Below are 24,218 nucleotides of genomic sequence, written 5' to 3'. Positions count from 1 at the left end.
GGCGGGCGTCCGGCCGCGGAACGCGGGGGCCCGCATGTTAACATCGGCGTCTCACCTGTTCCACGCCATTCCTCATTCTGGAGACCCCATGCAGATCGGCCACCGCATCGGCACGCCGCTTTCCGCCTCGGCCACCCGCGTCATGCTGCTCGGCGCCGGCGAGCTCGGCAAGGAAGTCATCATCGCGCTGCAGCGGCTCGGCGTCGAAGTGATCGCCGTCGATCGCTATGCTCATGCGCCGGGCCACCAGGTCGCGCACCGCGCGCACGTGATCGACATGACCGACGGCGAGGCGCTGCGCGAGCTGGTCGAGCGCGAGCGGCCGCACCTGATCGTGCCTGAGATCGAGGCGATCGCCACCGACGCGCTCGCGGCCATCGAGGACGAGGGCCTCGCCGAGGTGATCCCGACCGCGCGGGCCGCGCAACTGACGATGAACCGCGAGGGCATCCGCCGTCTCGCCGCCGAAGCGCTCGGCCTGCCGACCTCGCCGTACGCGTTCGCCGATTCGCTCGACGAGCTGAAGGCCGGCATCGCGAAGGTCGGTTATCCGTGCGTCGTGAAGCCGGTGATGTCGTCCTCGGGCAAGGGGCAGTCGGTGCTCAGGAGCGACGCCGACGTCGACGCCGCCTGGCAGTACGCGCTCGCGGGCGGCCGGGTGAACCGGGGCCGCGTGATCGTCGAGGGCTTCATCGAGTTCGATTACGAGATCACGCTGCTCACCGTGCGCGCGATCGACCCGGCGAGCGGCGAGACGGCCACGTATTTCTGCGAGCCGATCGGCCATCTGCAGGTGTCGGGCGACTACGTCGAGTCGTGGCAGCCGCAGCCGATGAGCGCGACGGCGCTCGCGCGCGCCCGCGACGTCGCGCACAAGGTGACGGCGGCGCTCGGCGGACGCGGCCTGTTCGGCGTGGAGCTGTTCGTGCGCGGCGACGAGGTCTGGTTCTCCGAGGTGAGCCCCCGGCCGCACGACACGGGCCTCGTCACGCTGTGCTCGCAGCGCCTCTCCGAGTTCGAGCTGCATGCGCGCGCGATTCTGGGCCTGCCCGTCGATACGGCCCTGCGCGCGCCGGGCGCGTCGGCTGTGATCTACGGCGGGCTCGACGAGCCGGGCATCGCGTTCGAGGGCGTCGCGAAGGCGCTCGCGGTGCCGGACGCGGACCTGCGGCTCTTCGGCAAGCCCGAGAGCTTCGCGAAGCGCCGCATGGGCGTGGCGCTCGCGACGGGCGCGAGCGTCGACGAGGCGCGCGGCCGCGCGAAGGCGGCCGCGGCGGCGGTGCGGCCGGTGTCGGGGCGGGCCGAGGACCCGGCCGGTTCACGCTGATTGCCGGCTGGCGCCGCCCGAAATCCGCGCGCGGCCGCACGAGACCTGGCACTGCGCGTGCTCCGACGGAAAGACTTTCAGCGTGATTGGCCTGAAATGCGGCCAGCGCTTCGCGCTCGTGGCGGCGCGCGAGCGGGCGCCAGCTACCGTCCGTCGGCATCCTGCCGGCTTTGCGGGCGCGCGATGCGAGGCCGGCCGCTACGTCTGGCGGACGAAGGGGCCGCGCGCGGACCTCTACGATGCCGGCGCGATGGCGGACGCGAACGCGCCCGCCACTCGTCGCCGGCTGGCTTTGCGACGCCCACGCGCTGAGCCGGCGCGGCTGGCACAGCGCGTGCGTCGCGATGCCGTACGGGCCGCGGCGCTGTCGGCCCGGCCGGCCCGGCCGGCCTTTCGCCGGCCTTTCGCATTTCGCGCGCGGTGCGCCGTTCCTGTGTTCCAATGCCATGGAGATGGACGGCCGGTGCTACAATGGCGGGCTTTCGACGGGGATCGGCGCGACTTTCGAGCCGGTCGCCTCCATCGTCCGGGGCGGCGTATCCCGCGCATTTCAGGCGTCCGATCCTTCATGCGACGGACGCGTTTCGCGAAAGCGGGCGTATCGGCCGCATTGCCGAGGTCCGTCCCTGCCGCGCTGCGCGCGGCCTTCCGCCGTCATTCGGCGCATGCGTGCCGCGCGCAGAAGGCGCGCCGCCTTTATAGCGAAGCCATCATGTCCGACACAGCCGTTACGCCCAGCCCCGCGACTTTTGACCAGTTCGGCCTCGCTCCCGACATCCTCAAGGCGATCCGGGAGCAGGGCTACACGACGCCCACGCCGATCCAGGAGCAGGCGATTCCCGTCGTATTGACGGGGCGCGACGTCATGGGCGCGGCGCAGACCGGCACCGGCAAGACCGCGAGCTTCTCGCTGCCGATCCTCCAGCGCCTCCTGCCGACCGCGAGCACGAGCGCGTCGCCGGCGCGCCATCCGGTGCGCGCGCTGATCCTCACGCCGACGCGCGAGCTGGCCGACCAGGTCGCCGCCAACGTGCGCTCGTACGCTCAGCACACGCCGCTGCGCTCGGCCGTGGTGTTCGGCGGCGTGGACATGAACCCGCAGTCGGCGGAGCTGCGGCGCGGCGTCGAGATCCTGATCGCGACGCCGGGGCGGCTGCTCGACCACGTGCAGCAGAAGACGGCCAATCTTTCGCAGGTGCAGATGCTCGTGCTCGACGAGGCCGACCGCATGCTCGACATGGGCTTTCTGCCCGACCTGCAGCGCATCCTGAACCTGCTGCCGAAGGATCGCCAGACGCTGCTCTTCTCGGCGACGTTCTCCGCCGAGATCAAGAAGCTCGCGTCGACCTACCTGCGCAACCCGCAGACGATCGAGGTCGCGCGCAGCAACTCGACGGCGACCAACGTGACCCAGGTGGTCTACGAGGTCGCCGAGGGCGACAAGACGGGCGCCGTCGTGAAGCTGATCCGCGAGCGCAGCCTCAAGCAGGTCATCGTGTTCTGCAACAGCAAGATCGGCGCGAGCCGGCTGGCGCGCCAGCTCGAAAAGAGCGGCGTCGTGGCGACGGCGATCCACGGCGACCGCACGCAGGGCGAGCGCATGCAGGCGCTCGACGGCTTCAAGCGCGGCGAGATCGAGGCGCTCGTCGCGACCGACGTGGCCGCGCGCGGGCTCGACATCGTCGAGCTGCCGGCCGTCATCAACTTCGACCTGCCGTTCAACGCCGAGGACTACGTGCACCGGATCGGCCGCACGGGGCGGGCCGGCGCGTCGGGCGACGCGATCTCGCTGTGCAGCCCGAACGAGCGCAAGCAGCTCGCGGACATCGAGAAGCTCATCAAGCGGCCGCTCAACGTCGAGACGCTGACCGTCGACACGCCGGCCGCGCCTCACCACGAAGGGCGTGGCCGGCGCGAGCGCGACGGCCACGACGGCCGCGGCGAGCGGTCGGGGCATCGCCGCGCGGGGTCGTCGGAGCGGACTTGGCACCGTCCGGCACAGCCCGTCGACGATATCTTCCTGAAACCCTACGAGCCGTCGCCCGCGTCGGCGCGCAAGGCCGACGACGAGAGCGGCGCGTCCGCGCCGCAGAAGCCGCAGTCGAAGCAGCCGCTCGCGGCGCTGCTCGGCGGGCTCGGGGCGCCGCGCAAGCCGTCTTCCTGAGTTTTCATTTCGTTCGCACCGGACGGTGCCCGACGGCGTGCGCGCGCAAGCGGCACGCCGTTTTGCTTTCGGGCGCGAGCGACCGGTCAGGTTCGCGACGGCCGGTCCGGTGCGCCCGGCGCATTCGCCGGTAATTGAGGCAAGGGCGGCAAGGGCGCGAGGCGCTTTTCCCAGGCGCGCGTCGCGTCGGCGTAGAACGCGTCGAGCGACGCGGGGGCGGGCTCGCGCAGTTCGAGCCCCAGGTGGCGGGCCGCCGCGCCGAGCGCGTCGAGCGGCCGCGAGGCGTCGAGCGCCGTCGCGCCGGTCTGCTTGCTGAGCTTTTCGCCGTCTTCGTTGACGACGACGGGCACGTGCAGCCAGGCCGGCGTCGGCACGCCGAGGCAGTGCTGCAGATGGATTTGCCGCGCCGTCGAATCGAGCAGGTCCGCGCCGCGCACGACGTGCGTGATGCCGGCGGCCGCGTCGTCGACGACCACCGCAAGCTGGTAGGCCCACTGTCCGTCTGCGCGCAGCAGCACGAAGTCGCCGACCTCGGTCGCGAGATCCTGTTCCTGCGGTCCCTGCCAGCGGTCGGCGAAACGGATCGTCGCCGCCTCGCCGTCGGGCACGCGCAGCCGCCAGGCGCGCGGACTCCTGCCGGCGAGGCCCGCGCGGCAGGTGCCCGGATAGATCAGCGTGGTGTTGCGCGCGTGCGTGCGCAGTTGCGAATCGGCGATCTCGCGGCGCGTGCAGCCGCACGGATAGACGAAGCCGGCGTCGAGCAGCGCGTCGAGCGCCTGCCGGTAGGGGCCCGTGCGTTCGCTCTGCCGCTCGGGCGGCTCGTCGGGTCGCATGCCGAAGCGCGCGAGCGTCGCGAGCATTCCGTCCGCCGCGCCGGGGACCGTGCGCGGCGCGTCGACGTCCTCGATGCGCACGAGCCACGTGCCCGCGTGCGCGCGCGCGTCGAGGTAGCTCGCCAGCGCCGCGACGAGCGAGCCGAAGTGCAGCGGTCCGGTCGGCGAGGGCGCGAAGCGTCCGCGGTAGGGTTGGGTCATGGTGCGCGTCGAACGGGGCCGTTTTCGGGCGGTGTCCCGGTCCGGCTTTTCTTCAGGCCGCGCGGGCGGTGCGCGCGCCCTCGCGCTGCGGGTGGCAGGCGGGGCAGTGTTGGCCGGCGACGTAGAGCGGCGAGCGCTGGGCCTCGGGCGTCACGACGGCGCGGCAGGCGAAGCATTGCGTCGTCGCCGTCGGTTCGAGCCGCGGGTTCAGCGCCGTGCGCTGGTCGAATACGAAGCATTCGCCGCGGTAGTGCGCGCCGCCGGCTTCCTCGAAATACTTGAGGATGCCGCCTTCGAGCTGATAAACATGCTCGATGCCGACCGCCTTCATGTGGATGGCCGCTTTCTCGCAGCGGATGCCGCCCGTGCAGAACGACACCACGGTCTTGCCTTCCAGGTCCGCGCGGTGCGCCTCGACGGCGGCCGGAAACTCGCTGAACCGCTCGATCCGGTAGTCGATCGCGTTGTCGAAGGTGCCGACGTCGACCTCGAACGCGTTGCGCGTGTCGAGCATCACGACGGGGCGGCCCGCGTCGTCGTGGCCGCGGTCGAGCCACGCCTTGAGCGTGTGCGCGTCGACCGACGGCGCGCGGCCCAGCCCGGGCTGGATGGCCGGCATCTTCATCGTGATGATTTCGCGCTTCAGGCGCACGAGCATCCGGTTGAACGGCTGCGTTTCCGAGTAGCTTTCCTTGCATCGCAGGTTTGCGAACTTGCCCTCGAAGAGCGGATCGCGGCGCAGATAGTCGACGAAGGCGCGGGCCGCCTCCGGTTCGCCGGCGACGAACAGGTTGATGCCCTCGGGCGCGAGCAGGACGGTGCCGCGCAGATCGAGCGAGCGGCAGCGCTCGAGCACGGGCGCGCGCCAGTCGGCGACGCGCTCGAGCGTCGCGAACAGATAGGCGGCGAGGTTCAGGATACGCATGATGGTTCGGCGAGAATGAAACGGGGCGGCGCGAAAGGCGGGCAAACGCGAGCCCGTCATTATCGCTCAACGCGGGCGGCCGGGGCCGCCGTCGGCGCCGTGGGCCGGCCGGGCGCGGGGGAGGGGCGAAGGCGGAGACCGGGGCGGGCCGGTTCTGGCCGGCGCCGCCCGCCCGCGCCGCGCGGAAAGCACGGAATCGGGCGTCGGATTCGGCCTCAACCAGGCCCGATTCCCGTCCAAATTCGCGGGAGGGTGGAGGTACAATGACGCCCATGTCAGATCCCCGCTTCGTCCATCTTCGCGTCCACTCCGAATTTTCGATCGCCGACGGCATCGTGCGTCTCGACGACGTCGTCAAGGCCGCGGCGGCCGACGGTCAGGGCGCGCTCGCGCTCACCGATCTCGGCAACGCGTTCGGCCTCGTGCGCTTCTACAAGGAGGCCCGCGGCAAAGGGGTCAAGCCCATCGCCGGCTGCGACGCCTGGATCACCAATCCCGCCGACCGCGACAAGCCTTCCCGGCTGCTGCTGCTCGTCAAGGACCGGCGCGGCTACCTGAATCTCTGCGAGTTGCTCTCGAAGGCCTGGCTCACGAACCAGTACCGGGGGCGCGCCGAGATCGACGCGGCCTGGCTCGAGGCCGGGCTCGCCGAGGGCTTGCTCGCGCTCTCGGGCGCGCAGCAGGGCGACATCGGTCTTGCGTTCGCCGCGGGCAACGCCGAAGCCGCGAAGCGCAACGCGCAGCGCTGGGCGGCGCTGTTCCCGAACGGGTTTTTCATCGAGCTGCAACGCTGCGGCCAGCCCGGCGGCGAGGCGTACCTGCAGCAGGCGGTCGCGCTCGCGGCGCAACTGAAGCTGCCCGTCGTCGCGACGCATCCGATGCAGTTCATGACCGACGACGATTTCACCGCGCACGAGGCGCGCGTGTGCATTTCCGAGGGCGACATCCTCGCGAATCCGCGTCGGCAGAAACGTTTCACGACCGGCCAGCGTTTTCTCACCCAGGACGAGATGGCCACGCTGTTCGCGGACCTGCCCTCGGCCGTGGCGAACACGGTCGAGATCGCGAAGCGCTGCAACCTGACGCTCGAACTCGGCAAGCCGAAGCTGCCGCTCTTTCCGACGCCCGACGGCCTTTCGCTCGACGATTACCTCGTGCAGCTCTCGAAGGATGGGCTCGAAAAGCGCCTCGCGCAGCTCTATCCCGACGAAGCTGAGCGTGAGCAGGAGCGCGCGCGCTACTACGAGCGGCTCGAGTTCGAGTGCGGCACGATCGTCAAGATGGGCTTTCCGGGCTACTTTCTGATCGTCGCGGACTTCATCAACTGGGCCAAGAACAACGGCGTGCCGGTCGGCCCGGGCCGCGGCTCGGGCGCGGGCTCGCTCGTCGCCTACGCGCTCGGCATCACCGACCTCGATCCGTTGCGCTACAACCTGCTGTTCGAGCGCTTCCTGAATCCGGAGCGCGTGTCGATGCCCGACTTCGACATCGACTTCTGCCAGCACGGCCGCGATCGCGTGATCCAGTACGTGAAGGAGAAGTACGGCGCCGACGCGGTCTCGCAGATCGCGACGTTCGGCACGATGGCCGCGAAGGCCGCCGTGCGCGACATCGGCCGCGTGCTCGACCTCGGCTACACCTTCACCGACGGCGTCGCGAAGCTGATCCCGTTCAAGCCCGGCAAGCACGTGACGATCGCCGACGCGATGAAGGAGGAGCCGCTCCTGCAGGAGCGCTACGACAACGAGGACGAGGTGCACCAGCTACTCGACCTCGCGCAGCGCGTCGAGGGCCTGACGCGCAACGTCGGCATGCACGCGGGCGGCGTGCTGATCGCGCCGGGCAAGCTGACCGACTTCTGCCCGCTCTACACGCAGGGCGACGAAAGCGGCGTCGTGAGCCAGTACGACAAGGACGACGTCGAGGCGGTCGGCCTCGTGAAGTTCGACTTTCTGGGCCTGACCACGCTCACGATCCTCGACTGGGCCGAGCGCTACATCCGCATGCTCGATCCGTCGAAAGCGGACTGGTCGCTCGCCCAGGTGCCGCTCGACGACCCCGCCTCGTTCCAGATCCTCAAGAAGGCCAACACGGTCGCCGTGTTCCAGCTTGAAAGCCGCGGCATGCAGGGCATGCTGAAGGACGCGCAGCCCGACCGCTTCGAGGACATCATCGCGCTCGTCGCGCTGTACCGTCCGGGCCCGATGGACCTGATCCCGAGCTTCTGCGCGCGCAAGCACGGCCGCGAGACGGTGGAGTACCCCGATCCGCGCGTCGAGCCCGTCCTGAAAGAGACCTACGGCATCATGGTCTATCAGGAACAGGTGATGCAGATGGCGCAGATCATCGGCGGCTACTCGCTCGGCGGCGCCGATCTGCTGCGCCGGGCGATGGGCAAGAAGAAGCCCGAGGAGATGGCCCAGCATCGCGAAATCTTCGCCGAAGGCGCGGCGCGGAACGGCCTGTCCCGCGCGAAGTCCGACGAGATCTTCGACCTGATGGAGAAGTTCGCGGGCTACGGCTTCAACAAGTCGCACGCGGCCGCCTACGCGCTGCTCGCCTACTACACGGCGTGGCTGAAGGCGCACCATCCTGCCGAATTCATGGCGGCCAACCTTTCGCTCGCGATGGATGACACCGACAAGGTGAAGATCCTGTTCGAGGACTGCCTCGCGAACGGCATGCGCGTGCTGCCGCCCGACGTCAACCAGTCCGCCTACCGCTTCGAGCCGGTCGCCGAGGCCGACGCGGGCGAGCAGAATGCAAATGCGCGCTCGCGCACGATCCGCTACGGACTCGGCGCGATCAAGGGCAGCGGCCAGGGTGCGATCGAGGAAATCCTGCGCGCGCGCGCCGACGGCCCGTTCAAGGACCTGTTCGACTTCTGCGCGCGCGTCGACCGGCGCGTCGTGAACCGCCGCACGGTCGAGGCGATGATCCGCGCCGGCGCATTCGACGCGCTGCACGCGAATCGCGCGCAACTGATCGCGTCGGTTGGGCTCGCGATGGAAGCGGCCGACCAGGCCGAAGCGAACGCGATGCAGGCCGGACTCTTCGACATGGGCGACGCGCCGCTGGCGGCGCACGAACTCGTCGACGAACCCGCGTGGCCCGAGAAGCGCAAGCTCCAGGAGGAGAAGGGCGCGCTCGGCTTCTACCTGTCGGGGCACCTGTTCGACGCCTACAAGGACGAGGTCCGCCGCTTCGTGCGGCAGAAGATCGGCGATCTGAAAGAGGGGCGGGACAAGCTGATCGCCGGCGTGATCTCGTCGCTGCGCACGCAGATGACGCAGCGCGGCAAGATGCTGATCGCGCTCGTCGACGACGGCACGGGCCAGTGCGAGGTGACCGTGTTCAACGAGCAGTACGAGGCGAACCGGGCGTTGTTCAAGGAGGACGAGTTGCTCGTCGTGCAGGGCCAGGCGCGCAACGATTCGTTCACGGGTGGCCTCCGCTTCACGGTCGACGCGGTGATGGATCTCGAACGCGCGCGCCGCCGCTATGCGCAGGCCGTGAAGGTGCAGATGAACGGCAACGCCGACGCGCAGGCGCTGCGCCGCGTGCTGGAAGCGCACTGCGCGAAGCCCGAAGACGCGTTGACGATGACGCCGGCCGCGCCCGCGCGCGGCAACGGCCGCGGCGAGGGCAGCGGATACGGAGGCGGCTACGGCGGCGGGCAGGGCGGCCGCGAACGCGCGGCGGTCACGATTCCGGGCGGCCTCGCCGTGCAGATCGCCTACAGCAACGACCGCGCCCAGGGCGAGGTGAGGCTCGGCGACGCATGGCGCGTGAAGCCGACCGACGATCTGCTGGCGGCGTTGCGTGGTGCGTTCGCGGACAGCGCGATCGAGATCGTCTACTGACGGGCCGCCGGGTTGCGGCGCTTCGGCGTTTCGCGTTCGCGGGTGTTGAGGAGCGCAAGCTTCAGGAAGCGGTAGTAGACGGTTTCGGCATTGAAGACGGCGATCATGAAGCCGGCCCGGCCGTCGAGGAAGCCGGCGCGCAGCAGGTAGGTCCGCACGAAGGCCCAGGCGCCGCGCGCGAGCGCCTTGCCGAAGCTGCCGCGGCCGCCTGCCGCCGCGCGCTGGCGCGCGCCGGCGTCCGCGTAAGCGGCGAGCTTGTGCAGCACCGTATCGACGTCCTCGTACGAGTAGTGCAGCAGCTTGCCCGTCAGCCGTTTCGCCGCGCCGTCGAACACGAGCCGTTCGTGCACGAGATCGTCGGAAAAGCGCGCGGCCCCGCGCCGGAAAAGCCGCGGAATCCAGTCCGGATACCAGCCGCCGTGACGAATCCACTGTCCGCAAAAGCTCGACAGCCGGTCGAGCGCATAGACGTCGGCCCCGGGCGCCGCGAGCGTCGCGCGGATCGACGCCGCCAGCTCGGGCGTGACCACTTCGTCGGCGTCGATCGAAAGCACCCAGTCGGTCGCGAGCGCGTCGAGCGCGCGGTTCTTCTGCGGCCCGAAGCCGGGCCAGTCGGTCCGCACGATCATGCGCGCGCCGTGCGTGCGGGCCGTGTCGGCCGTGGCGTCGGTGCTGCCGCCGTCGACGACGACGATCTCGTCGGCGAACGAGAGGGCTTCGAGGCATTGCGCGAACCGCGCGCCGGCGTTTCGGGTAATGATGGCGACGCCGAGCGTGGGACGATTCATGCTGCGTGATCGGGAAGAAGCGCGCAACGGGCGCGGCAAAAGCGGGATCGGGACCGGAATGTTGCGCAAGTATAAACACAGCGGGTGCCCCCGGGTAGGAGGGGGCCGCGCGGCGGGAATCCCGCCCGGGGCGCCGCATGGAACCCGCGCGAAGCCCGCCCGGCCTGCCTCCGCGGCGCTTCCGGGTCTGCCGTCGCCAAACGTTTACAATGCGGTACCCCGATTTCCGCCCGTTTGCGGGCGGCGTTTCCGTTCGCATCTCCAGAGGAAGTCTTGAGCGAGAAGTCCACCATCAGCAAGCCGGTCGGCAAGGGCACGGCTTCGTCTGCGGCCGCCGTCGGCCGGCGTCTGTGGCCGTATCTGAAGCCGCTTTTGTGGGTTGTCATTGCCGGCGTGCTTTCGATGGCCCTCGTCGCGGCCACCGAGGCCGGCATTCCCGCCCTGCTCAAGCCGCTGCTCGACCACGGCTTCGGCACGCGCGGCAGCCCGAGCGCGAGGTGGCTCGTGCCCACCGCCGTGATCGGCCTTTCGCTCGTGCGCGGTTTTGCCCAGTACGCGTCGGGCTATCTGCTCCAGTACGTGTCGAACCGCATCCTGCTCGATCTGCGGCTCAGGATGTTCGACCGCATGATCCACGCGAGCGTCGCGTTCTTCCAGCGAGAGACGGCGAGCACCGTCATCAACGCGATCGTCTTCGAGGTCAACCAGATCCTGAACGTGCTGATGAGCGTGATGGTGACGCTCGTGCGCGATTCGCTGACGGTCGTCTTCCTGCTCGGCTACCTGTTCTACCTGAACTGGCGGCTCACGCTGATCGTCGCGGTGCTGCTGCCCGGCATCGGCTGGCTCGTCAGCAAGATCAACCGCCGGCTGCGGCGGTTGAACCGCGAGTACCAGATGCTCACGAACGATCTGTCCTACATCGTCGAGGAGACCGTCGGCGGCTACAAGGTCGTCAAGGTCCACAACGGCGAGACCTACGAGAAGAACCGCTTCGGGGAGATGAGCCGCCGGCTGCGCGGCTACCAGATGCGCATGACGGTTTCGGGCGGGCTCGCGCAGCCGCTCACGCAGTTCCTCGCCTCGATCGCGCTCGCGCTCGTCGTGACGATCGCGGTCGTGCAGGCCTCGCACGACCAGACGACGGTGGGCGGCTTCGTCGCGTTCGTCACCTCGATGCTGCTCGTCATCTCGCCGCTCAAGCACCTGATCGACGTGAACCAGCCGCTGCAGCGCGGCATGACGGCCGCCGAACTCATCTTCGGCCTCATCGACGAGCCGCCCGAGGCCGCCGGCGGCGGCCGGCCGCTCGCGCGCGCGCGCGGCGAGATCGAGTTCCGCAACGTGTCGTTCGCCTACGGCGCGAGCCTCGGCGCCACGCTCCAGGGCGTGAGCTTTCGCGTCGCGCCGGGCGAGATGGTGGCGCTCGCCGGTCCGTCGGGCAGCGGCAAGACCACGCTCGTCAATCTGCTGCCGCGCTTTTTCGATCCGACGGGCGGCGAGATTCTCGTCGACGGCGTGTCGCTGCCGGACTACGACGTGCACGCGCTGCGCAGCCAGATCGCGATGGTGAGCCAGGACGTGGTGCTGTTCAACGACACGGTGGCGAGCAACGTCGCCTACGGCGAGGCGATCGACCGCGAGCGCGTGACGGCGGCGCTGCGCGCGGCGAACCTGTGGGACACGATCGCGGCGCTGCCGAAGGGCATGGACACGCTGATCGGCGGCAACGGCATGCGGCTTTCGGGCGGCCAGCGGCAGCGTCTCGCGATCGCGCGCGCGATCTACAAGGACGCACCGATCCTGATTCTCGACGAGGCGACCTCGGCGCTCGACTCGGAGTCCGAGCGCCACGTGCAGGCCGCGCTCGAAACGCTGATGGCCGGGCGCACGACGCTCGTGATCGCCCACCGGCTGTCGACGATCGAGCGCGCGGACCGCATCATGGTCATGGAGGCGGGGCGCATCGTCGAGCGGGGCAATCATCGGGAGCTGATCGAGCAGGGCGGTCTGTATGCGCATCTGCACCGGATCCAGTTTCAGCAGAGCGCGGCCTGAGCTGCCGCCAGGCATCGTGCGGGCGCAAACAAGGCGCGTTCGCGGCCCCGTTGCAGGTCTGAACGGGGCCCGCCCTAGCGTTTCCCGAACGTGCGCTTGGCCCAGAGCACGGGCGCGTAGACGGCGGGGCTGCAGGTGTAGAGGAACATCCGTAGTCGCAGCCCGAAATCGACGCCGCGGCCCCGTACGGCCAGCGCGGCGCGCGTGCAGAAGCCGGGCGCCTCGAACATGGCCTCGATGAACCGTTCGCGCGAGAGTTTGGCTGCCAGCGCCTCGTGCATTTTCTCGCCGAGGCCCGCGATCTCGGCATCGTGCTGGAGCTGCCGCGCTTCCGCCAGCGCGAAGCGATTGCTCTGGCGCTTCCTCGCGAGAAACTCGGCGACCGAACGGTAGCGGCGCTTGCGCGAGAGGCCGCCGCGCCGATACCGGACGAGCGGTTCGCGCAGGCTCGACGCGCCGCCCGAGACGATCGCGCGGAACGTCATGATCTGGTCCTCGGCGGCAGTGCCGGGCAGCATCGGGCCGAAACGCTCGAAGAGCCGGCGCGACCATGTGTGCGCCGCGCCGATCAGGTAGGGGCGTTTCGTCGCCCAGTCCTCGAAGCGGCGATACTCGTCCAGCGCATCGGGCGCGATGCGCCCGTGAAGATCGCCCGCGTCGTCCATGTCGGCGAGGTCGGTGGCGATGAGGTCGGGTCGGCGTTCCCGCGCGAGCCAGTGCTCGACGACGCGCGCGCAGCGCTCGGGCACGGAGACGTCGTCGCCGGCCGCCACGAACAGCAGTTCGCCGTACGCCATGCCCGCGAGCCGGGACAGGTGCGCGCTGATTCCTTCGTTTTTCTCGTTGCGCCGCACGACGAGCCGGTGCGGGCCGCGATAGCCGCGCGTGGCCGCTTCGATGGCTGCATAGGTGCCGTCGCCCGAGCCGTCGTCGGAAACGATGATCTCGAGCGGCTCCCAGGTCTGGGCGAGCACGCTGCGCACGGCGTCGGCGATCACGCGCTCCTGGTTGTAGGCGATCAGCAGGACCGAGACGAGCGGACGGTCCGTCGGGCTGACGGCGGGCGCGGCGTCGGACGGCGAAACGGGAGCGTTCATGAAACGTCGGCGGAGGATTGAACGGGCTCAATTCTAATCGGTGTCGATTCCGGGGCCGGTTCTTTTACAATCGTGGGTCCGCGCGGCCTGCCCGGTGTCTGTTTCGCGTCAGCCCGGGCGACGGCCGCCCACTCCTTGCCAGAGGTCCGATTCTTGTCCGATTCAACCGTATCGGCGCCGCCCCCGGCGCGGCCGCTCACCGATCTCGCGCTGACCGCCCAGGCGCTCAAAAACAGCGGCGGGGCGGAACGCTACACGCGCGACGTCATTGCGGGACTGCACCGGATGGGCCTCGTGCCGACCCTCTTCGCACGCGAAATCGACGCGTCGCTCGAAGAGGCGCGCTGGATCGACGCGCAGCCGCTAGGCGTGCGCTGGGCGCCGCGCAAGCTGCGCAACCTCGCGTTCAACTGGCGGCTCGCGCGCCGGCTGCGGCGGCACCGGCCGCAGTGCGTGTTCGCGATCAATCATTCGCCTCACGCCGACGTCGCGCTGTGCGGCGGCACGCACCCGGGCTCGCTCGAGGCGGCGGGCCGGCCGACGCGCCGCAGCGACGCGTGGCAGATCGAGCTCGAGCGACGCACCTACGCTAACGCCCGCGCGATCGTCGCGCATTCGCAGTTGATGCGCGGCGAGCTGCAGCGTTTCTACGGCGTGCCCGAAGCGCGGATCAGCGTGATCTATCCGCCCGTCGATACCGCGCGCTTTCGTCCGCTCGACCCCGACGCGCGCAGCGAGGCGCGCCGCCGCTTCGGTCTGCCCGAGGACCGCGTCGTGTTCGTGTTCTCGTCGACGAGCCACGAGCGCAAGGGCTATGCGCTGCTCGAACGGTTCTTTGCGGAGACGGATCTGCCCGTGTGCCTTGCCGTCGCCGGCCGGCCGGTGCCGAAGACGAGCGAGACGATTCGCTACGTCGGGTATTGCCATGACATCGGCAGCCTGTTCGCAGCGGCCGACTTCACGGTGGTGGCGTCGCTCTACGAGCCGTTCGGGCTCGTCGGCGTGGAGTCGGTGATGTGCGGCACGCCGCTCGTCATCGCGGACAACGTCGGCTCGGCCGAGGCCGTGACCGACGACGCGAAGATCGTGTTTTCGCGGCGCGAACCGGGCAGCTTCGAGCGCGCGATGCACTGCGCGATCGAGCGTGTGCGCGGCGGCGAGTCCCGCGTTGCCGATCCGCTGCGCAGCCTCGTCTACGAGCCCGGCGTCGATGCGCACGTGGCCCGGCTTTACGCGTTGATGGCCTCACTGCGCGCGTAGTTGCGCCTGGTTTTTCGCGGGGGAGTGGGATGCACCCGCCGCAGTGGTCTGGCGGCGTGCCGTGACCGAGTCGGCCAGCGCGGCGGCTTCGGCCAACTCTCGCTTGCGTGCCACGATCGTGGCGAGGAACGTCGTGGTGAGCAGTGCGACGAGCACCGTCACCATGATCGGGGCCAGCACGTCGATGGTCAGGCCGTAGAGGATCGTGCTGACGGATAGGGCGAGCCCGCTGTAGGCGGCGGTGCGGACGAGCGGATCGCCCGAATGCCGCTCGCGCCAGAAGTACACCGTCATGCCGGCGTAGAGCGTGAAAAGGCATAGCGCGCCGATCGTGCCCATCTCGGCGATGGTCGAGAAGAAGTCGCTGTGGGCGCGTTCGTTGACGATTGCCTCGCTGGCCTCGTGGTGGGCCGCGAGCTCGCCGAGCGCGTTGACGAGGTGTCCCTTGCCGACGCCGTAGACCGGATGGCGGGAGAACAGCTTCAGCGACGCCTGCCAGAGCTGGATGCGCAGGCCGACCGGCGTGTCCTCGTTGCCCTGGTGCATCTGCGTGACATCGCCTTCGGCCGCCACGAGCCGGTAATGGATGCGCTGCGTCGAGAGCAGCACGGCCGCGCAGAGGACGATGCCGAGGCCCGCGATACCGATGCGTTTCCAGTGCGCGAACCAGCGGTACTGCGCGCCGAGCAGTACCGCGAACACCGGCACGGCGATCCAGCCGCCGCGCGTGCCCGACAGGTACGATGCGAAACCGCCCGCCACGAGGCTGAGCAGCTTGACGACGAGGATCGTCTTGCTGCGCGTGGGGTTCCAGCCGAACGTGAAGATCGACAGGAACGCAAGCAGCAGGGCCGTGTCGCCGAACGGAATGGCGTTCGTGTAGTAGTTGTCGAGCCGCGTCGCGTCGGTCCAGCCGCCGGTGGGCCGCTCGATGAGCGCCCAGCAGCCGACGGCCAGCGCGCCTGTTGCGCAGCCCCAGCCGACGGCGCGCAGCGTGCGTGCAGGCATGCGGCACAGCAGCAGGAAGATGAACGGCGCGAGCGCGAAGCGCGAGATCGAGTCGAACTGGTGGGGCATCCAGTACCCGTCGACGGCCTGCTGGACGACCGCGGCGATCAGCAGGGCCGTCATCCCGAGCGTGTACCAGCGATAGGCGTACAGCGGGGCGAAGTACGAGCGGTCGCGACGGTTGACGATGGCGGCGACGAGCGCCAGCAGAAGCAACAGAAAGTAACAGTAGCCGGTGCCGCCGCGCCACATCAGGTTGACCGCAGGAGCGAGAAACAACAGGATGCTGACGGGCCAGACGAGGCGACGTGAAAAAATCATGGGCAAAGTGGATGGGCGGCACGCTCGCTAGCCGGGCTCCCGTGGCATGGCGCGTACGTGCATTTCTTCGATACGGGAGGTGCCCGCGATTATAACCGCGCGCGATACGGCCACTCAGAAGGCGGCCGGCGTCCCCGCCGCGCACAGGGCCGGACCGCCGCGCGACGGTACAATGCGCAACGTCGCGCTCGCCCCCTTCCTCCGCGCGGACTTCAAACAACCGGGCCTTCAATGTTTTCCATCATCATCCCGACCTGGAACAACCTGCCTTACCTGAAGCTGGTCATCGAGAGCCTGAGCCGGAATTCGGCGCACACGCACCAGATCGTCGTCCACGTCAACGACGGCTCGGACGGCACGCTCGCCTGGGTGCGCGAGCAGGGGGTCGAGCATACGGCGTCGCCCGAAAACATCGGCATCTGCCACGCCGTCAATCTGGCGGCGGCGCGCGCGAGCCAGGACTACGTCGTCTACATGAACGACGACATGTACTGCTGCCCCGGCTGGGATGCGGCGCTCGCGCGGCGCATCGCGCAGATGCCGTCGGACTGCTTCCTGCTGTCGGGCACGATGATCGAGCCCGTCGACACCGGCAATCCCTGCGTCGTGGTCCGCGATTTCGGCCGCGACGTCGCGCAGTTCCGCGAGGCTGAACTCGTGGCGGGCGCGCCGTCGCTTGTGCGCGCGGACTGGCGCGGCGCGACCTGGCCGCCGACGCTCGTGCATCGCGACTGGTGGAACAGGGTGGGGGGCTATAGCAGCGAGCTGAGCCCGGGCATGAGCAGCGACAACGATTTTTCGATGAAGCTCTGGGACGCGGGCTGCCGCCTGTTTCTCGGCGTGGGGGACAGCCTCGTCTATCACTTCCAGCAGAAGAGCACCGGCAAGGTCGTGAAGAACGACGGCCGCCGCCAGTTCCTCAACAAATGGGGCATGACGCAGGCGACGTTCGACCGGTTCTATTTGCGCCGCGGACAGCCCGTCGACGGCGCGGCGACGGTGGCCGACCCGCAACCGGGCTGGCGGCTGCGGCGGGCGCTCCTCAAGTCGAAGGTCAAGCGCGCGCTCGGCTAAATGCCCGGTCGGACATCGGGTTGACTCCGTTCGTTTCTCAAAGATTCTTCTTCATACAGGAACACTTACTTGAGAAGATAGGTGTTAACCCTCTAGGTGATACCTCCTAGACTACTTGCATCGGCCGCAATCATTACGTCTTTAACGCGGCCATGCTAGTCGATTGGAGGTAAGTACCATGAAGTCACTGATTCAAGCTGTTGCCATCGCCGCAGTCCTCGCCGTTCCCGCCGTGTCGTTCGCCCAGGAGAACCCCGACAGTCCCGTCACCCGCTCCGCAGTGAACGCCGATCTCGCCCAGCTTCAGCGGGTCGGCTATCAGCCGAGCGCCGACGACAACGCCTACTACCCCGCCGGCATCCAGGCCGCCGAAGCGCGCGTGGACGCCGCGAACGGCTCGTCGAGCGCCTATGGCGGCGTAGCCGGCGCCTCGTCGGAGTCGGGCGTGCGCGGCGGCACCGGTAACGTGTCGGCCGCCGACTGGAACGCGATGTACAGCCACTAATGCGCATTGCGGGTGCCCGGTCCGCCGGGCATTCGTCCGGAGCCGTCGGCCCGTCTGCAGGTTAGCGCGCATCGAGGCGCAACTTGCCGGCGGGCCGTTTCATTTCTCTCCCGCCCATTTTCCGTCCCGCGGATTCGCGTTCGCGATGGATTCGTTTTCACGCTTTATCCGCCACTTTTCTCGTCCCCGTTTCGCCGAGTCCAATTTGTCCTGACTGCCGGGCAGGCCCGTTTGTTGGTATCCTCGACGACCATGGGCGACATTCTTCAACCTCCTCTGGCCGACAGCAGCGAGTCCGCTGCGGCGTCTTCGCGGCGAGGCGAGCCTGTGACCGCAAGCGGCGCGTCGCGCGCGAACTATGTATACGGGCGTCTGCGCGACGACATCTTCGAGCTGCGTCTTCTGCCCGGCGACCGTCTGACCGAAGGCAACATCGCGGAGCGCTTCAACGTCTCGCGCACGCCGGCGCGCGAAGCGTTGCAGCGGCTGCAGAGCGACGGCCTTATGCAGGGCTACGTGCGCGGCGGCTGGGAAGTGGTGCCGATCGATTTCAAGCGCTTCGACGATCTCTACGAAATGCGCGAGCTGATCGAGACGTTCGCCGTGCGCAAGCTTTGCGGCGCGCCGCCGTCCGTCGACGTGCTGCGCATGCTCGAGCGGCTCGATGCCGTCTGGCGGGCGCCGGTCGCGGACCGGCCCGGCGACGGCCGCGCCGTGGCCGAACTCGACGAGGCGTTTCACCATGCGCTCGTCGCGGCGGCCGGCAACGACGAACTGGCGGCCGCGCTGCAACGCGTGACGGACCGGATTCGCGTGGTTCGGCGGCTCGATCTCGTATACGGCAACTGCATCGACGCGACCTACGCGGAGCACGCGGCGATTCTCCGGGCCATCCGCGCCTCCGACGTCGAGGCCGCGGTCTCCTGCATTTCGGGGCACATTCAGGGCAGTCGGGCCGAAGTCCGCAAGCTGACCGTCCATCGTCTCCATAGCGTGCGCACCAATGTGGGTAGCGCTGCACCAGCGAAGAGCCTGCGCACCATCTGAACCTGCCGCGCCCCGTTTTAGCGGCGCGGCAAGCGTTTTGCTTTCCTTCGTCTTTCTATGCCGAAATGCCCGGACCGCAAGGCCCCCGGGTTTGCCCTCCCTTTCTTTATCTATTTCTGGCACGAATCTGGCTTTTGTCGACAAGCACGTATACAAGGGTATGAGCGTGCGTCGTCGCTGAAAAATCGGGCCGATCCGATTCCGCGGACCGGACCCGGTCTGCTTCGTGCCGCGGCGCGCACGCATTGAATGTGAGTGTCATGCTGTCGAACTTTCTGAATCCTTCGCGCGGCGTTCGGGGAATGGCCGTCGCGCCCCATTCGCTTGCCGCGCAGAGTGCGCAGGCGATTCTGCGCGACGGCGGCAACGCGATCGAGGCGATGATCGCCGCGGCCGCGACCATCGCCGTCGTCTATCCGCACATGAATAGCATCGGCGGCGATGGCTTCTGGCTCGTCGCCCCGCCGGGCGGCACGCCGATCGGTATCGAGGCGTGCGGCGCCGCCGCCGCCGCGGCCTCGATCGAGGCCTATCGCGCGCGCGGGCTGCAGTCGATTCCGTTTCGCGGACCGCTTGCGGCCAACACGGTCGCGGGCACGATTTCGGGCTGGGATCTCGCGTACCGCGTCTCGCGCGAACAGCACGGCGGCCGCCTGCCGCTCGCGCGTCTGCTCGAAGACGCGATCGCCTACGCGAACACGGGCATCCCGGTCACGCGCAGCCAGTCGCAGTGCATTGCCGCCAAGCGCGACGAGCTGCTGTCGGTTGCCGGTTTCGCCGAGACGTTTCTCCCCGGCGAGGCGCACGCAGTGCCGGCCTGCGGCGATCGCTTCGTGCAGCCGCGCCTTGCGGCGACGCTCGGGCATCTCGTGCGCGCCGGTCTCGACGACTTCTATCGCGGCGATCTCGCGCGCGGCATCGCGGCCGATCTCGACGCGCTCGGAAGCCCGGTCTCGCTCGCCGATCTCGAAGGGCACCGCGCGCGCCTGCGCGAACCGCTCGCGCTCGCGCATTCGCTCGGCACTGTCTACAACATGCCGCCGCCGACCCAGGGGCTCGTTTCGCTCCTCATCGTCGGCGTGCTCGATCGCGTGCTGAAAGCCGGCATGGACCCGCTCGGTCCCGAGTACGTGCATGCCTGCGTCGAGGCGACGAAGCTCGCGTTCGCGCTGCGCGACAGGCACATTACCGATCCCGACTACATGGACGTCGACCCGCGGGCGCTGCTCGAGCCGGCCTCGCTCGACGCGCTGGCCGCGCGCGTGTCGATGTCCGCGGCCGCGCCGTGGGGCAACGGCCTCGGCCCGGCCGATACGGTCTGGATGGGCGTGATCGACGGCGACGGGCTCGCGGTCAGCTTCATCCAGAGCATCTATCACGAGTTCGGCAGCGGCATCGTGCTGCCGCAGACCGGCATCAACTGGCAGAACCGCGGCTGCAGCTTCTCGCTCGACCCGAAGGCGCGCAATCCGCTCACGCCGGGCCGGCGGCCGTTCCATACGCTGAACCCCGCGCTCGCGCGTTTCGCCGACGGCCGCACGATGGTCTACGGAAACATGGGCGGCGACGGCCAGCCCCAGTCGCAGAGCGCCGTGTTCTCGCGCGTCGCGCAGTTCGGCTGGAATCCGCAGGCCGCGATCGACGCGCCGCGCTGGCTGCTCGGTCGCACCTGGGGCCAGACGAACGAGACGCTCAAGCTCGAGGCGCGCTTTCCGGACGCTACGTTCGAGGCGCTGCGCGCGCTCGGCCACGACGTCGAGCGGATGCAGCCCTACGACGAGGCGATGGGCCATGCCGGCGCGATCGTCCGCTATCCGAACGGTTGCTTCGAAGGCGGCAGCGATCCGCGCAGCGACGGCGCCGCCATCGGCTGGTAACGCACGCGGCGCGGGCAGGCCGCCGTGCCCGCGCCGCCGATTCGATTTTTCTCATGCCATCGGTCACGACGCTGACGGAGCCGCCGTGCCGATCGATCTGTTTTAGCCCGTCCCGACCCGGAGAAACACGATGAACACGCCCACGCAGTCGTTGAATGGCGCGGCCGCGCGCGCTGCGCGACCCGCCGCACGCACACGCTGGATTCAGCTCGGCCTCGGTCTCGTCTGCATGATGACGATCTCGAGCCCGCAGTACGTATGGACGCTGATGACGAAGCCGCTGATGGCCAAGCTCGGCATCGCGCTGCCCGAGCTGCAGGTGACGTTCTCGATCCTCGTGCTGCTGCAGGCGTTCTTCTCGCCGTTCCAGGGCGCGCTGATCGACCGCTTCGGACCGCGCACGCTGATCTCGATCGGCACGCTGCTCTCGGGCCTGAGCTGGGTGTTCGCCGCGCACGCGCAGAGCACGACGGCGCTCTACCTGACCTACGGCGGCATCGGCGGGCTGGGCACGGGCATCGTCTACGTTGGTGTCGTGGGCCTGATGGTGCGCTGGTTCCCCGACCGTCGCGGCTTCGCGGCGGGCATGGTGGCGGCCGGCTACGGCATGGGCGCGATCGTCACGACGTTCCCGATTTCGGCCTCGCTCGAAGCGCGCGGCGTCGACGGCACGCTCGCGCTCTACGGGATCATTTTCGCGGTGATCGGCTTTATTGCCTCGCAGGGTCTGCGCGTGCCGGTCGAAGCGGCCGCGGCGGATGCGCAGCAGGACGCGCCGGGCGTGCGCGACTATCGCCCGTCCGAGGTGCTGAAGCAGCCGCTCTTCTGGCTGATGTTCGTGATGATGACGGCGATGTCGACCTCGGGCCTGATGGTCACTTCGCAGATGGCGATCTTCGCGACCGACTTCGGCGTGAGCAAGGTGGTCGTGTTCGGCCTCGCCGCGCTGCCGCTCGCGCTGACGATCGACCGCTTCACCAACGGTCTCACGCGGCCGCTGTTCGGCTGGGTGTCCGACCGCTTCGGCCGCGAGAACACGATGGGCTTCGCGTTCGCGCTCGAAGGGATCGCGATGGCGCTGTGGCTGCTCACGCGTTCGGACGCCGTGCTGTTCGTGCTGCTCTCGGGCGTCGTGTTCTTCGGCTGGGGCGAGATCTTCTCGCTGTTCCCCTCGACGCTGACCGACACGTTCGGCACGCGCTTCGCGACCGCCAACTACGGGTGGCTCTACATCTCGTTCGGCGTCGGTTCGGTGTTCGGCGGTCCGCTCGCGGCGCTCCTGCACCAGCACACGGGGAGCTGGGTGCCGGTGTTCGGCTGTGCGATCGCGCTCGATCTCGCGACGGCGGTGCTCGCGCTCCTGGTGCTGAAGCCGCTGCGCGCGCGGTTCGTCGCGCGGGGGTGATATCGCGATAGAGGCTGTATCTTCGGTGCCGGATGCGTCCGCGCCGGATCGCGCGGCCGTCGTCCCCGAGCGGGATGGCGGCCGTTTTCGTTTCTTTGTCGGGAGCGGGCGAACCGGCGACGGGGCTCGAGCGCTTTGCTGCGATACGGAGCGGAGGTCGTTACGCCCGCCGCCGCCCCCCGCAGTATTCCGCTAGTTTGCGGTAGCCGCGGGAGTGTCGCCGTTCTCCATCGCTGTTTTCAGGTTGTCGTTTTCCCTGTCCGGATTGGCCCGCCTGCTCGACATGCGGTTCCATATCCGGTTGCTTTCCGGCGAGTCGCAGGTCAAGGCTGAGCCGACGGTCATGAGCGCCGAACCGGCTTTGGCCACGCTTTCGGCGGCGTGGGCCAGTCCGATTCGCCGTTTGACCGTTTTGCCGAGGCGGGTGGTTTTGCCGTTTTCGGTCACGTAGCGATCCGCGCGTTCGAGGCCGGCCTGATCTGCCAGATCGTTCAGTTGTTCGAGCGTGTGCGTGCCGTTGCGCAACGCGGCCTGGGCCGTGCGGATTTCGTTGATGTTCATCGACCGCACGGGAAGGTGCGGCGCGAGGGCTTGCGCGATCGACGGGTGCGCCCGCGTCTGCTCCGCGTCGTCGGTGGAGCGGCGGAACTGCCGGAGCCGCTGGCCGTTTCCTGCCGTGAAATTCCCGTTCGCGTCGAGATAGCGGCTGACGGGCTGAAAGCCCTGATCCGTGAATGCCCGGTCCAGTTGGGCCCGGAATACCTCCAGTTCGGACGCGTCGAGTCCGTCGGTCTGGCGATGCCGCAGCACCTTCTGAGCCATCTTCACGTCCCAGTAGCTCGGTTGGCGCGACTGCGGACGTGCCGCAGTATCCGCACGCAAATCTCGCCGACCAGTGGAACCATTCCAGACGGACATGACGTAGGTCGACGCCATATTGAGGTCATGTTCCGCGATCAATCCTTCCTCTGCCGCTTCCGTCAAATTTTCGATGAGTTCGTGGGCCGGTTGCCTGAGCAGACCCTTGCGGGTTTCTGCCTCGGCCCTGGTGGGCGGGAGGTGTGCCTGCTCGTCGAACTCGTATGCCCGCCTGTCGAACGCTTCGAGTGTTTCCGAGAGCTTGCGGACATCCGGATGCTGGGATTGGGAGAGCCGCTCCTTAAAGTCGTCCTTGACGACGCGATTGTCGTAGTGTCGGAACGGGAGGGCGGGCAACCCGTTGCCTGCCTCCGATGTTTCGCCGGACGGGCGCGCGGAGAATCGCGCGTGGTGTTCCGGTTCGCCGGGTGTCGTTCTGGCGGAATAATAAGAACTGATCGTCAGCCTGCTGGCCGTCGAACTTTGGCGGGAGAGCAACGGGCCGACGGCCGGCGACGTCGGCGTTTCCGGCGTGCGGGCGCCGTCCGCCGAAGACGGGGCGGCGTTTCCCGGGGCGTGCGGGCGAGAGACGGTCAGATCCATGGCGGCATGATCTCCGGACAACGAAGAACGGGGAGGCGGTCGTCGGAATGGACTGCCCGATGCCCCAGTGTCTGCGCGTTGCGCGTTTTCGTCCGGGTTCGACGCGAATATCCGGCCCGTTTTCCGCAACGGGTCAAGGAGAATAAGCGCCGCGCAGCATCTGCGTTTATTCCGGCGCCGGTTCCGCCTGCTGGCCCGCCCAGCTCACGCCCGATACGCCCTGTTCCATGCTGAGACGGCTCGCGATCATCTCGAGCTTCGGCTGATCCTTCGGATGGAGCTTCAGCGTCGCCGTCACCTCGACGCGCTCGCCGTCGTCGACGTCGCGGCTCGTCAGGCTCTGGAACGAGAGCGGTGTCGACGACATCGAATTGGACAGCACGGCGCGAACGTGGATCTCGTCCTTCTCGCGGCAGACCACGGTGAGCGTGTATTCGCGGATCAGGTCGGCGCTCGAGACCGGCGCCGTGTTGATGGCGCGGCTGATTTCGCGCAGCACCGTGTTCGTCAGCAGCACGAGCACGGTGCCGGCCGCGGCCGGCCCGAAGTGCCCCGAGCCGCACAGCACGCCGACGGCGGCCGAGCACCAGAGCGTGGCGGCCGTGTTGATGCCCTGGATCGCGCCCTTGTCGCGCATGATCACGCCGCCGCCGAGAAAGCCGACGCCCGAGACGACGTAGGCGGTGATCTGCGTGACGCCCGCCGTGCCGTTGCCGCTCAACACGCCGAGCAGGACGAACAGGCAGGCGCCGCTCGCGACGAGCGTGATCGTGCGCAGGCCCGCCGTGCGCTGTCGCATCTGGCGCTCGAGGCCGATGACGAAGCCGAAGGCATAGGCGGCGAGAAGTCTTAGCGTGAGTTCCAGCGTCATGTCCGGATTCGTTTGAGCGCTTCCTGGTCCGCCGTCATGCGCGAAGCGGGACGCTCGCGTCGGGCGACAGGTGCCCGGAATGTATCACAGCGGTTTTTCGGCAATCTGTCGACGCCGACGCCGCGACGGCGCG

At 68.7% G+C, this 24,218-nt stretch carries 17 protein-coding genes; 10 read left to right on the top strand and 7 right to left on the bottom strand.

The window, feature by feature from the left end; genetic code table 11:
• Nucleotides 1-88 precede the first annotated feature (88 nt).
• A complete protein-coding gene (purT, locus tag CY652_RS15310; RefSeq protein ID WP_102131567.1) occupies nucleotides 89-1,327 on the top strand; it encodes a formate-dependent phosphoribosylglycinamide formyltransferase in 1,239 nt (412 codons plus the stop codon).
• 712 nt (nucleotides 1,328-2,039) lie between these two features.
• Nucleotides 2,040-3,491 (top strand): DEAD/DEAH box helicase, encoded by a 1,452-nt coding sequence (locus CY652_RS15305; RefSeq protein WP_102131659.1) that lies wholly within the window; start codon nucleotides 2,040-2,042, stop codon nucleotides 3,489-3,491.
• 86 nt (nucleotides 3,492-3,577) lie between these two features.
• Here CY652_RS15305 and gluQRS read toward each other — a convergent pair whose 3' ends face one another.
• Together gluQRS and CY652_RS15295 are read right to left on the bottom strand one after the other, a co-directional pair.
• Nucleotides 3,578-4,525 carry a tRNA glutamyl-Q(34) synthetase GluQRS gene (gene gluQRS, locus CY652_RS15300; protein WP_102131566.1) on the bottom strand — a complete coding sequence of 316 codons (948 nt, stop codon included), beginning with the start codon at nucleotides 4,523-4,525 and terminating at the stop codon, nucleotides 3,578-3,580.
• Nucleotides 4,526-4,577: 52 nt separating this feature from the next.
• Nucleotides 4,578-5,450, bottom strand: coding sequence for a sulfurtransferase (locus CY652_RS15295; RefSeq protein ID WP_102131565.1), 873 nt, complete (start codon nucleotides 5,448-5,450; stop codon nucleotides 4,578-4,580).
• A 263-nt stretch (nucleotides 5,451-5,713) separates the two neighbouring features.
• Between CY652_RS15295 and dnaE the strand changes: the two genes are divergently transcribed.
• Nucleotides 5,714-9,313 carry a DNA polymerase III subunit alpha gene (gene dnaE, locus CY652_RS15290; RefSeq protein WP_102131564.1) on the top strand — a complete coding sequence of 1,200 codons (3,600 nt, stop codon included), beginning with the start codon at nucleotides 5,714-5,716 and terminating at the stop codon, nucleotides 9,311-9,313.
• Here the strand turns inward: dnaE and CY652_RS15285 are convergent.
• Nucleotides 9,307-10,101: a glycosyltransferase family 2 protein gene (locus CY652_RS15285; protein ID WP_102131563.1), complete on the bottom strand. Its 795-nt coding sequence runs from the start codon at nucleotides 10,099-10,101 to the stop codon at nucleotides 9,307-9,309. The two genes, dnaE and CY652_RS15285, sit on opposite strands and share 7 nt — an antisense overlap.
• Nucleotides 10,102-10,374: 273 nt before the next feature.
• Between CY652_RS15285 and msbA the strand changes: the two genes are divergently transcribed.
• Nucleotides 10,375-12,159, top strand: coding sequence for a lipid A export permease/ATP-binding protein MsbA (msbA, locus tag CY652_RS15280; RefSeq protein WP_102131562.1), 1,785 nt, complete (start codon nucleotides 10,375-10,377; stop codon nucleotides 12,157-12,159).
• A 74-nt stretch (nucleotides 12,160-12,233) separates the two neighbouring features.
• Here msbA and CY652_RS15275 read toward each other — a convergent pair whose 3' ends face one another.
• Nucleotides 12,234-13,256 carry a glycosyltransferase family 2 protein gene (locus CY652_RS15275; RefSeq protein WP_102131561.1) on the bottom strand — a complete coding sequence of 341 codons (1,023 nt, stop codon included), beginning with the start codon at nucleotides 13,254-13,256 and terminating at the stop codon, nucleotides 12,234-12,236.
• A 153-nt stretch (nucleotides 13,257-13,409) separates the two neighbouring features.
• Between CY652_RS15275 and CY652_RS15270 the strand changes: the two genes are divergently transcribed.
• Entirely contained in the window at nucleotides 13,410-14,516 is a 1,107-nt protein-coding gene (locus CY652_RS15270) for a glycosyltransferase family 4 protein (RefSeq protein ID WP_102131560.1), read from the top strand.
• Here the strand turns inward: CY652_RS15270 and CY652_RS15265 are convergent.
• Entirely contained in the window at nucleotides 14,502-15,845 is a 1,344-nt protein-coding gene (locus CY652_RS15265; protein ID WP_102131559.1) for an O-antigen ligase family protein, read from the bottom strand. The genes CY652_RS15270 and CY652_RS15265 overlap by 15 nt on opposite strands.
• 231 nt (nucleotides 15,846-16,076) lie before the next feature.
• Here CY652_RS15265 and CY652_RS15260 point away from each other — a divergent pair, with 231 nt between their 5' ends.
• From CY652_RS15260 to oxlT, 5 genes are all read left to right on the top strand, one after another.
• Nucleotides 16,077-16,919 (top strand): glycosyltransferase family 2 protein, encoded by an 843-nt coding sequence (locus tag CY652_RS15260; protein ID WP_102131558.1) that lies wholly within the window; start codon nucleotides 16,077-16,079, stop codon nucleotides 16,917-16,919.
• Nucleotides 16,920-17,097: 178 nt separating this feature from the next.
• Entirely contained in the window at nucleotides 17,098-17,424 is a 327-nt protein-coding gene (locus tag CY652_RS15255) for a DUF4148 domain-containing protein (RefSeq protein ID WP_102131557.1), read from the top strand.
• A 327-nt stretch (nucleotides 17,425-17,751) separates the two neighbouring features.
• Nucleotides 17,752-18,471 (top strand): GntR family transcriptional regulator, encoded by a 720-nt coding sequence (locus tag CY652_RS15250; protein WP_258002331.1) that lies wholly within the window; start codon nucleotides 17,752-17,754, stop codon nucleotides 18,469-18,471.
• A gap of 260 nt (nucleotides 18,472-18,731) precedes the next feature.
• Nucleotides 18,732-20,348, top strand: coding sequence for a gamma-glutamyltransferase family protein (locus tag CY652_RS15245; protein WP_258002330.1), 1,617 nt, complete (start codon nucleotides 18,732-18,734; stop codon nucleotides 20,346-20,348).
• Nucleotides 20,349-20,478: 130 nt separating this feature from the next.
• Complete coding sequence (gene oxlT, locus CY652_RS15240; RefSeq protein ID WP_102131555.1) at nucleotides 20,479-21,753, top strand: oxalate/formate MFS antiporter; 1,275 nt, start codon at nucleotides 20,479-20,481, stop codon at nucleotides 21,751-21,753.
• A gap of 192 nt (nucleotides 21,754-21,945) precedes the next feature.
• Here oxlT and CY652_RS24070 read toward each other — a convergent pair whose 3' ends face one another.
• Both CY652_RS24070 and CY652_RS15230 read right to left on the bottom strand, forming a co-directional pair.
• The gene (locus CY652_RS24070; protein ID WP_146010112.1) at nucleotides 21,946-23,214 is read right to left on the bottom strand and encodes a hypothetical protein; all 1,269 of its coding nucleotides are present in this window, start codon (nucleotides 23,212-23,214) and stop codon (nucleotides 21,946-21,948) included.
• A gap of 166 nt (nucleotides 23,215-23,380) precedes the next feature.
• On the bottom strand, nucleotides 23,381-24,085 hold the full coding sequence (locus CY652_RS15230; RefSeq protein WP_102131553.1) for an MgtC/SapB family protein: 705 nt from the start codon (nucleotides 24,083-24,085) through the stop codon (nucleotides 23,381-23,383).
• Between the last annotated feature and the right edge of the window lie 133 nt (nucleotides 24,086-24,218).

It is taken from the genome of Burkholderia sp. WAC0059, from assembly GCF_002870125.1.
GTDB lineage: Bacteria > Pseudomonadota > Gammaproteobacteria > Burkholderiales > Burkholderiaceae > Paraburkholderia.
Note: the sequence above shows the minus strand (reverse complement) of the source record. Positions and strands in the feature narration are given on the sequence as shown.

Excerpts from the sequence above, each read along its gene's own strand:
- purT (WP_102131567.1), top strand. The coding sequence starts at position 89 with ATGCAGATCGGCCACCGCATCGGCACGCCGCTTTCCGCCTCGGCCACC.
- CY652_RS15305 (WP_102131659.1), top strand. The coding sequence starts at position 2,040 with ATGTCCGACACAGCCGTTACGCCCAGCCCCGCGACTTTTGACCAGTTC.
- gluQRS (WP_102131566.1), bottom strand. The coding sequence starts at position 4,525 with ATGACCCAACCCTACCGCGGACGCTTCGCGCCCTCGCCGACCGGACCG.
- CY652_RS15295 (WP_102131565.1), bottom strand. The coding sequence starts at position 5,450 with ATGCGTATCCTGAACCTCGCCGCCTATCTGTTCGCGACGCTCGAGCGC.
- dnaE (WP_102131564.1), top strand. The coding sequence starts at position 5,714 with ATGACGCCCATGTCAGATCCCCGCTTCGTCCATCTTCGCGTCCACTCC.
- CY652_RS15285 (WP_102131563.1), bottom strand. The coding sequence starts at position 10,101 with ATGAATCGTCCCACGCTCGGCGTCGCCATCATTACCCGAAACGCCGGC.
- CY652_RS15275 (WP_102131561.1), bottom strand. The coding sequence starts at position 13,256 with ATGAACGCTCCCGTTTCGCCGTCCGACGCCGCGCCCGCCGTCAGCCCG.
- CY652_RS15265 (WP_102131559.1), bottom strand. The coding sequence starts at position 15,845 with ATGATTTTTTCACGTCGCCTCGTCTGGCCCGTCAGCATCCTGTTGTTT.
- CY652_RS15260 (WP_102131558.1), top strand. The coding sequence starts at position 16,077 with ATGTTTTCCATCATCATCCCGACCTGGAACAACCTGCCTTACCTGAAG.
- CY652_RS15255 (WP_102131557.1), top strand. The coding sequence starts at position 17,098 with ATGAAGTCACTGATTCAAGCTGTTGCCATCGCCGCAGTCCTCGCCGTT.
- CY652_RS15245 (WP_258002330.1), top strand. The coding sequence starts at position 18,732 with ATGCTGTCGAACTTTCTGAATCCTTCGCGCGGCGTTCGGGGAATGGCC.
- oxlT (WP_102131555.1), top strand. The coding sequence starts at position 20,479 with ATGAACACGCCCACGCAGTCGTTGAATGGCGCGGCCGCGCGCGCTGCG.
- CY652_RS24070 (WP_146010112.1), bottom strand. The coding sequence starts at position 23,214 with ATGGATCTGACCGTCTCTCGCCCGCACGCCCCGGGAAACGCCGCCCCG.
- CY652_RS15230 (WP_102131553.1), bottom strand. The coding sequence starts at position 24,085 with ATGACGCTGGAACTCACGCTAAGACTTCTCGCCGCCTATGCCTTCGGC.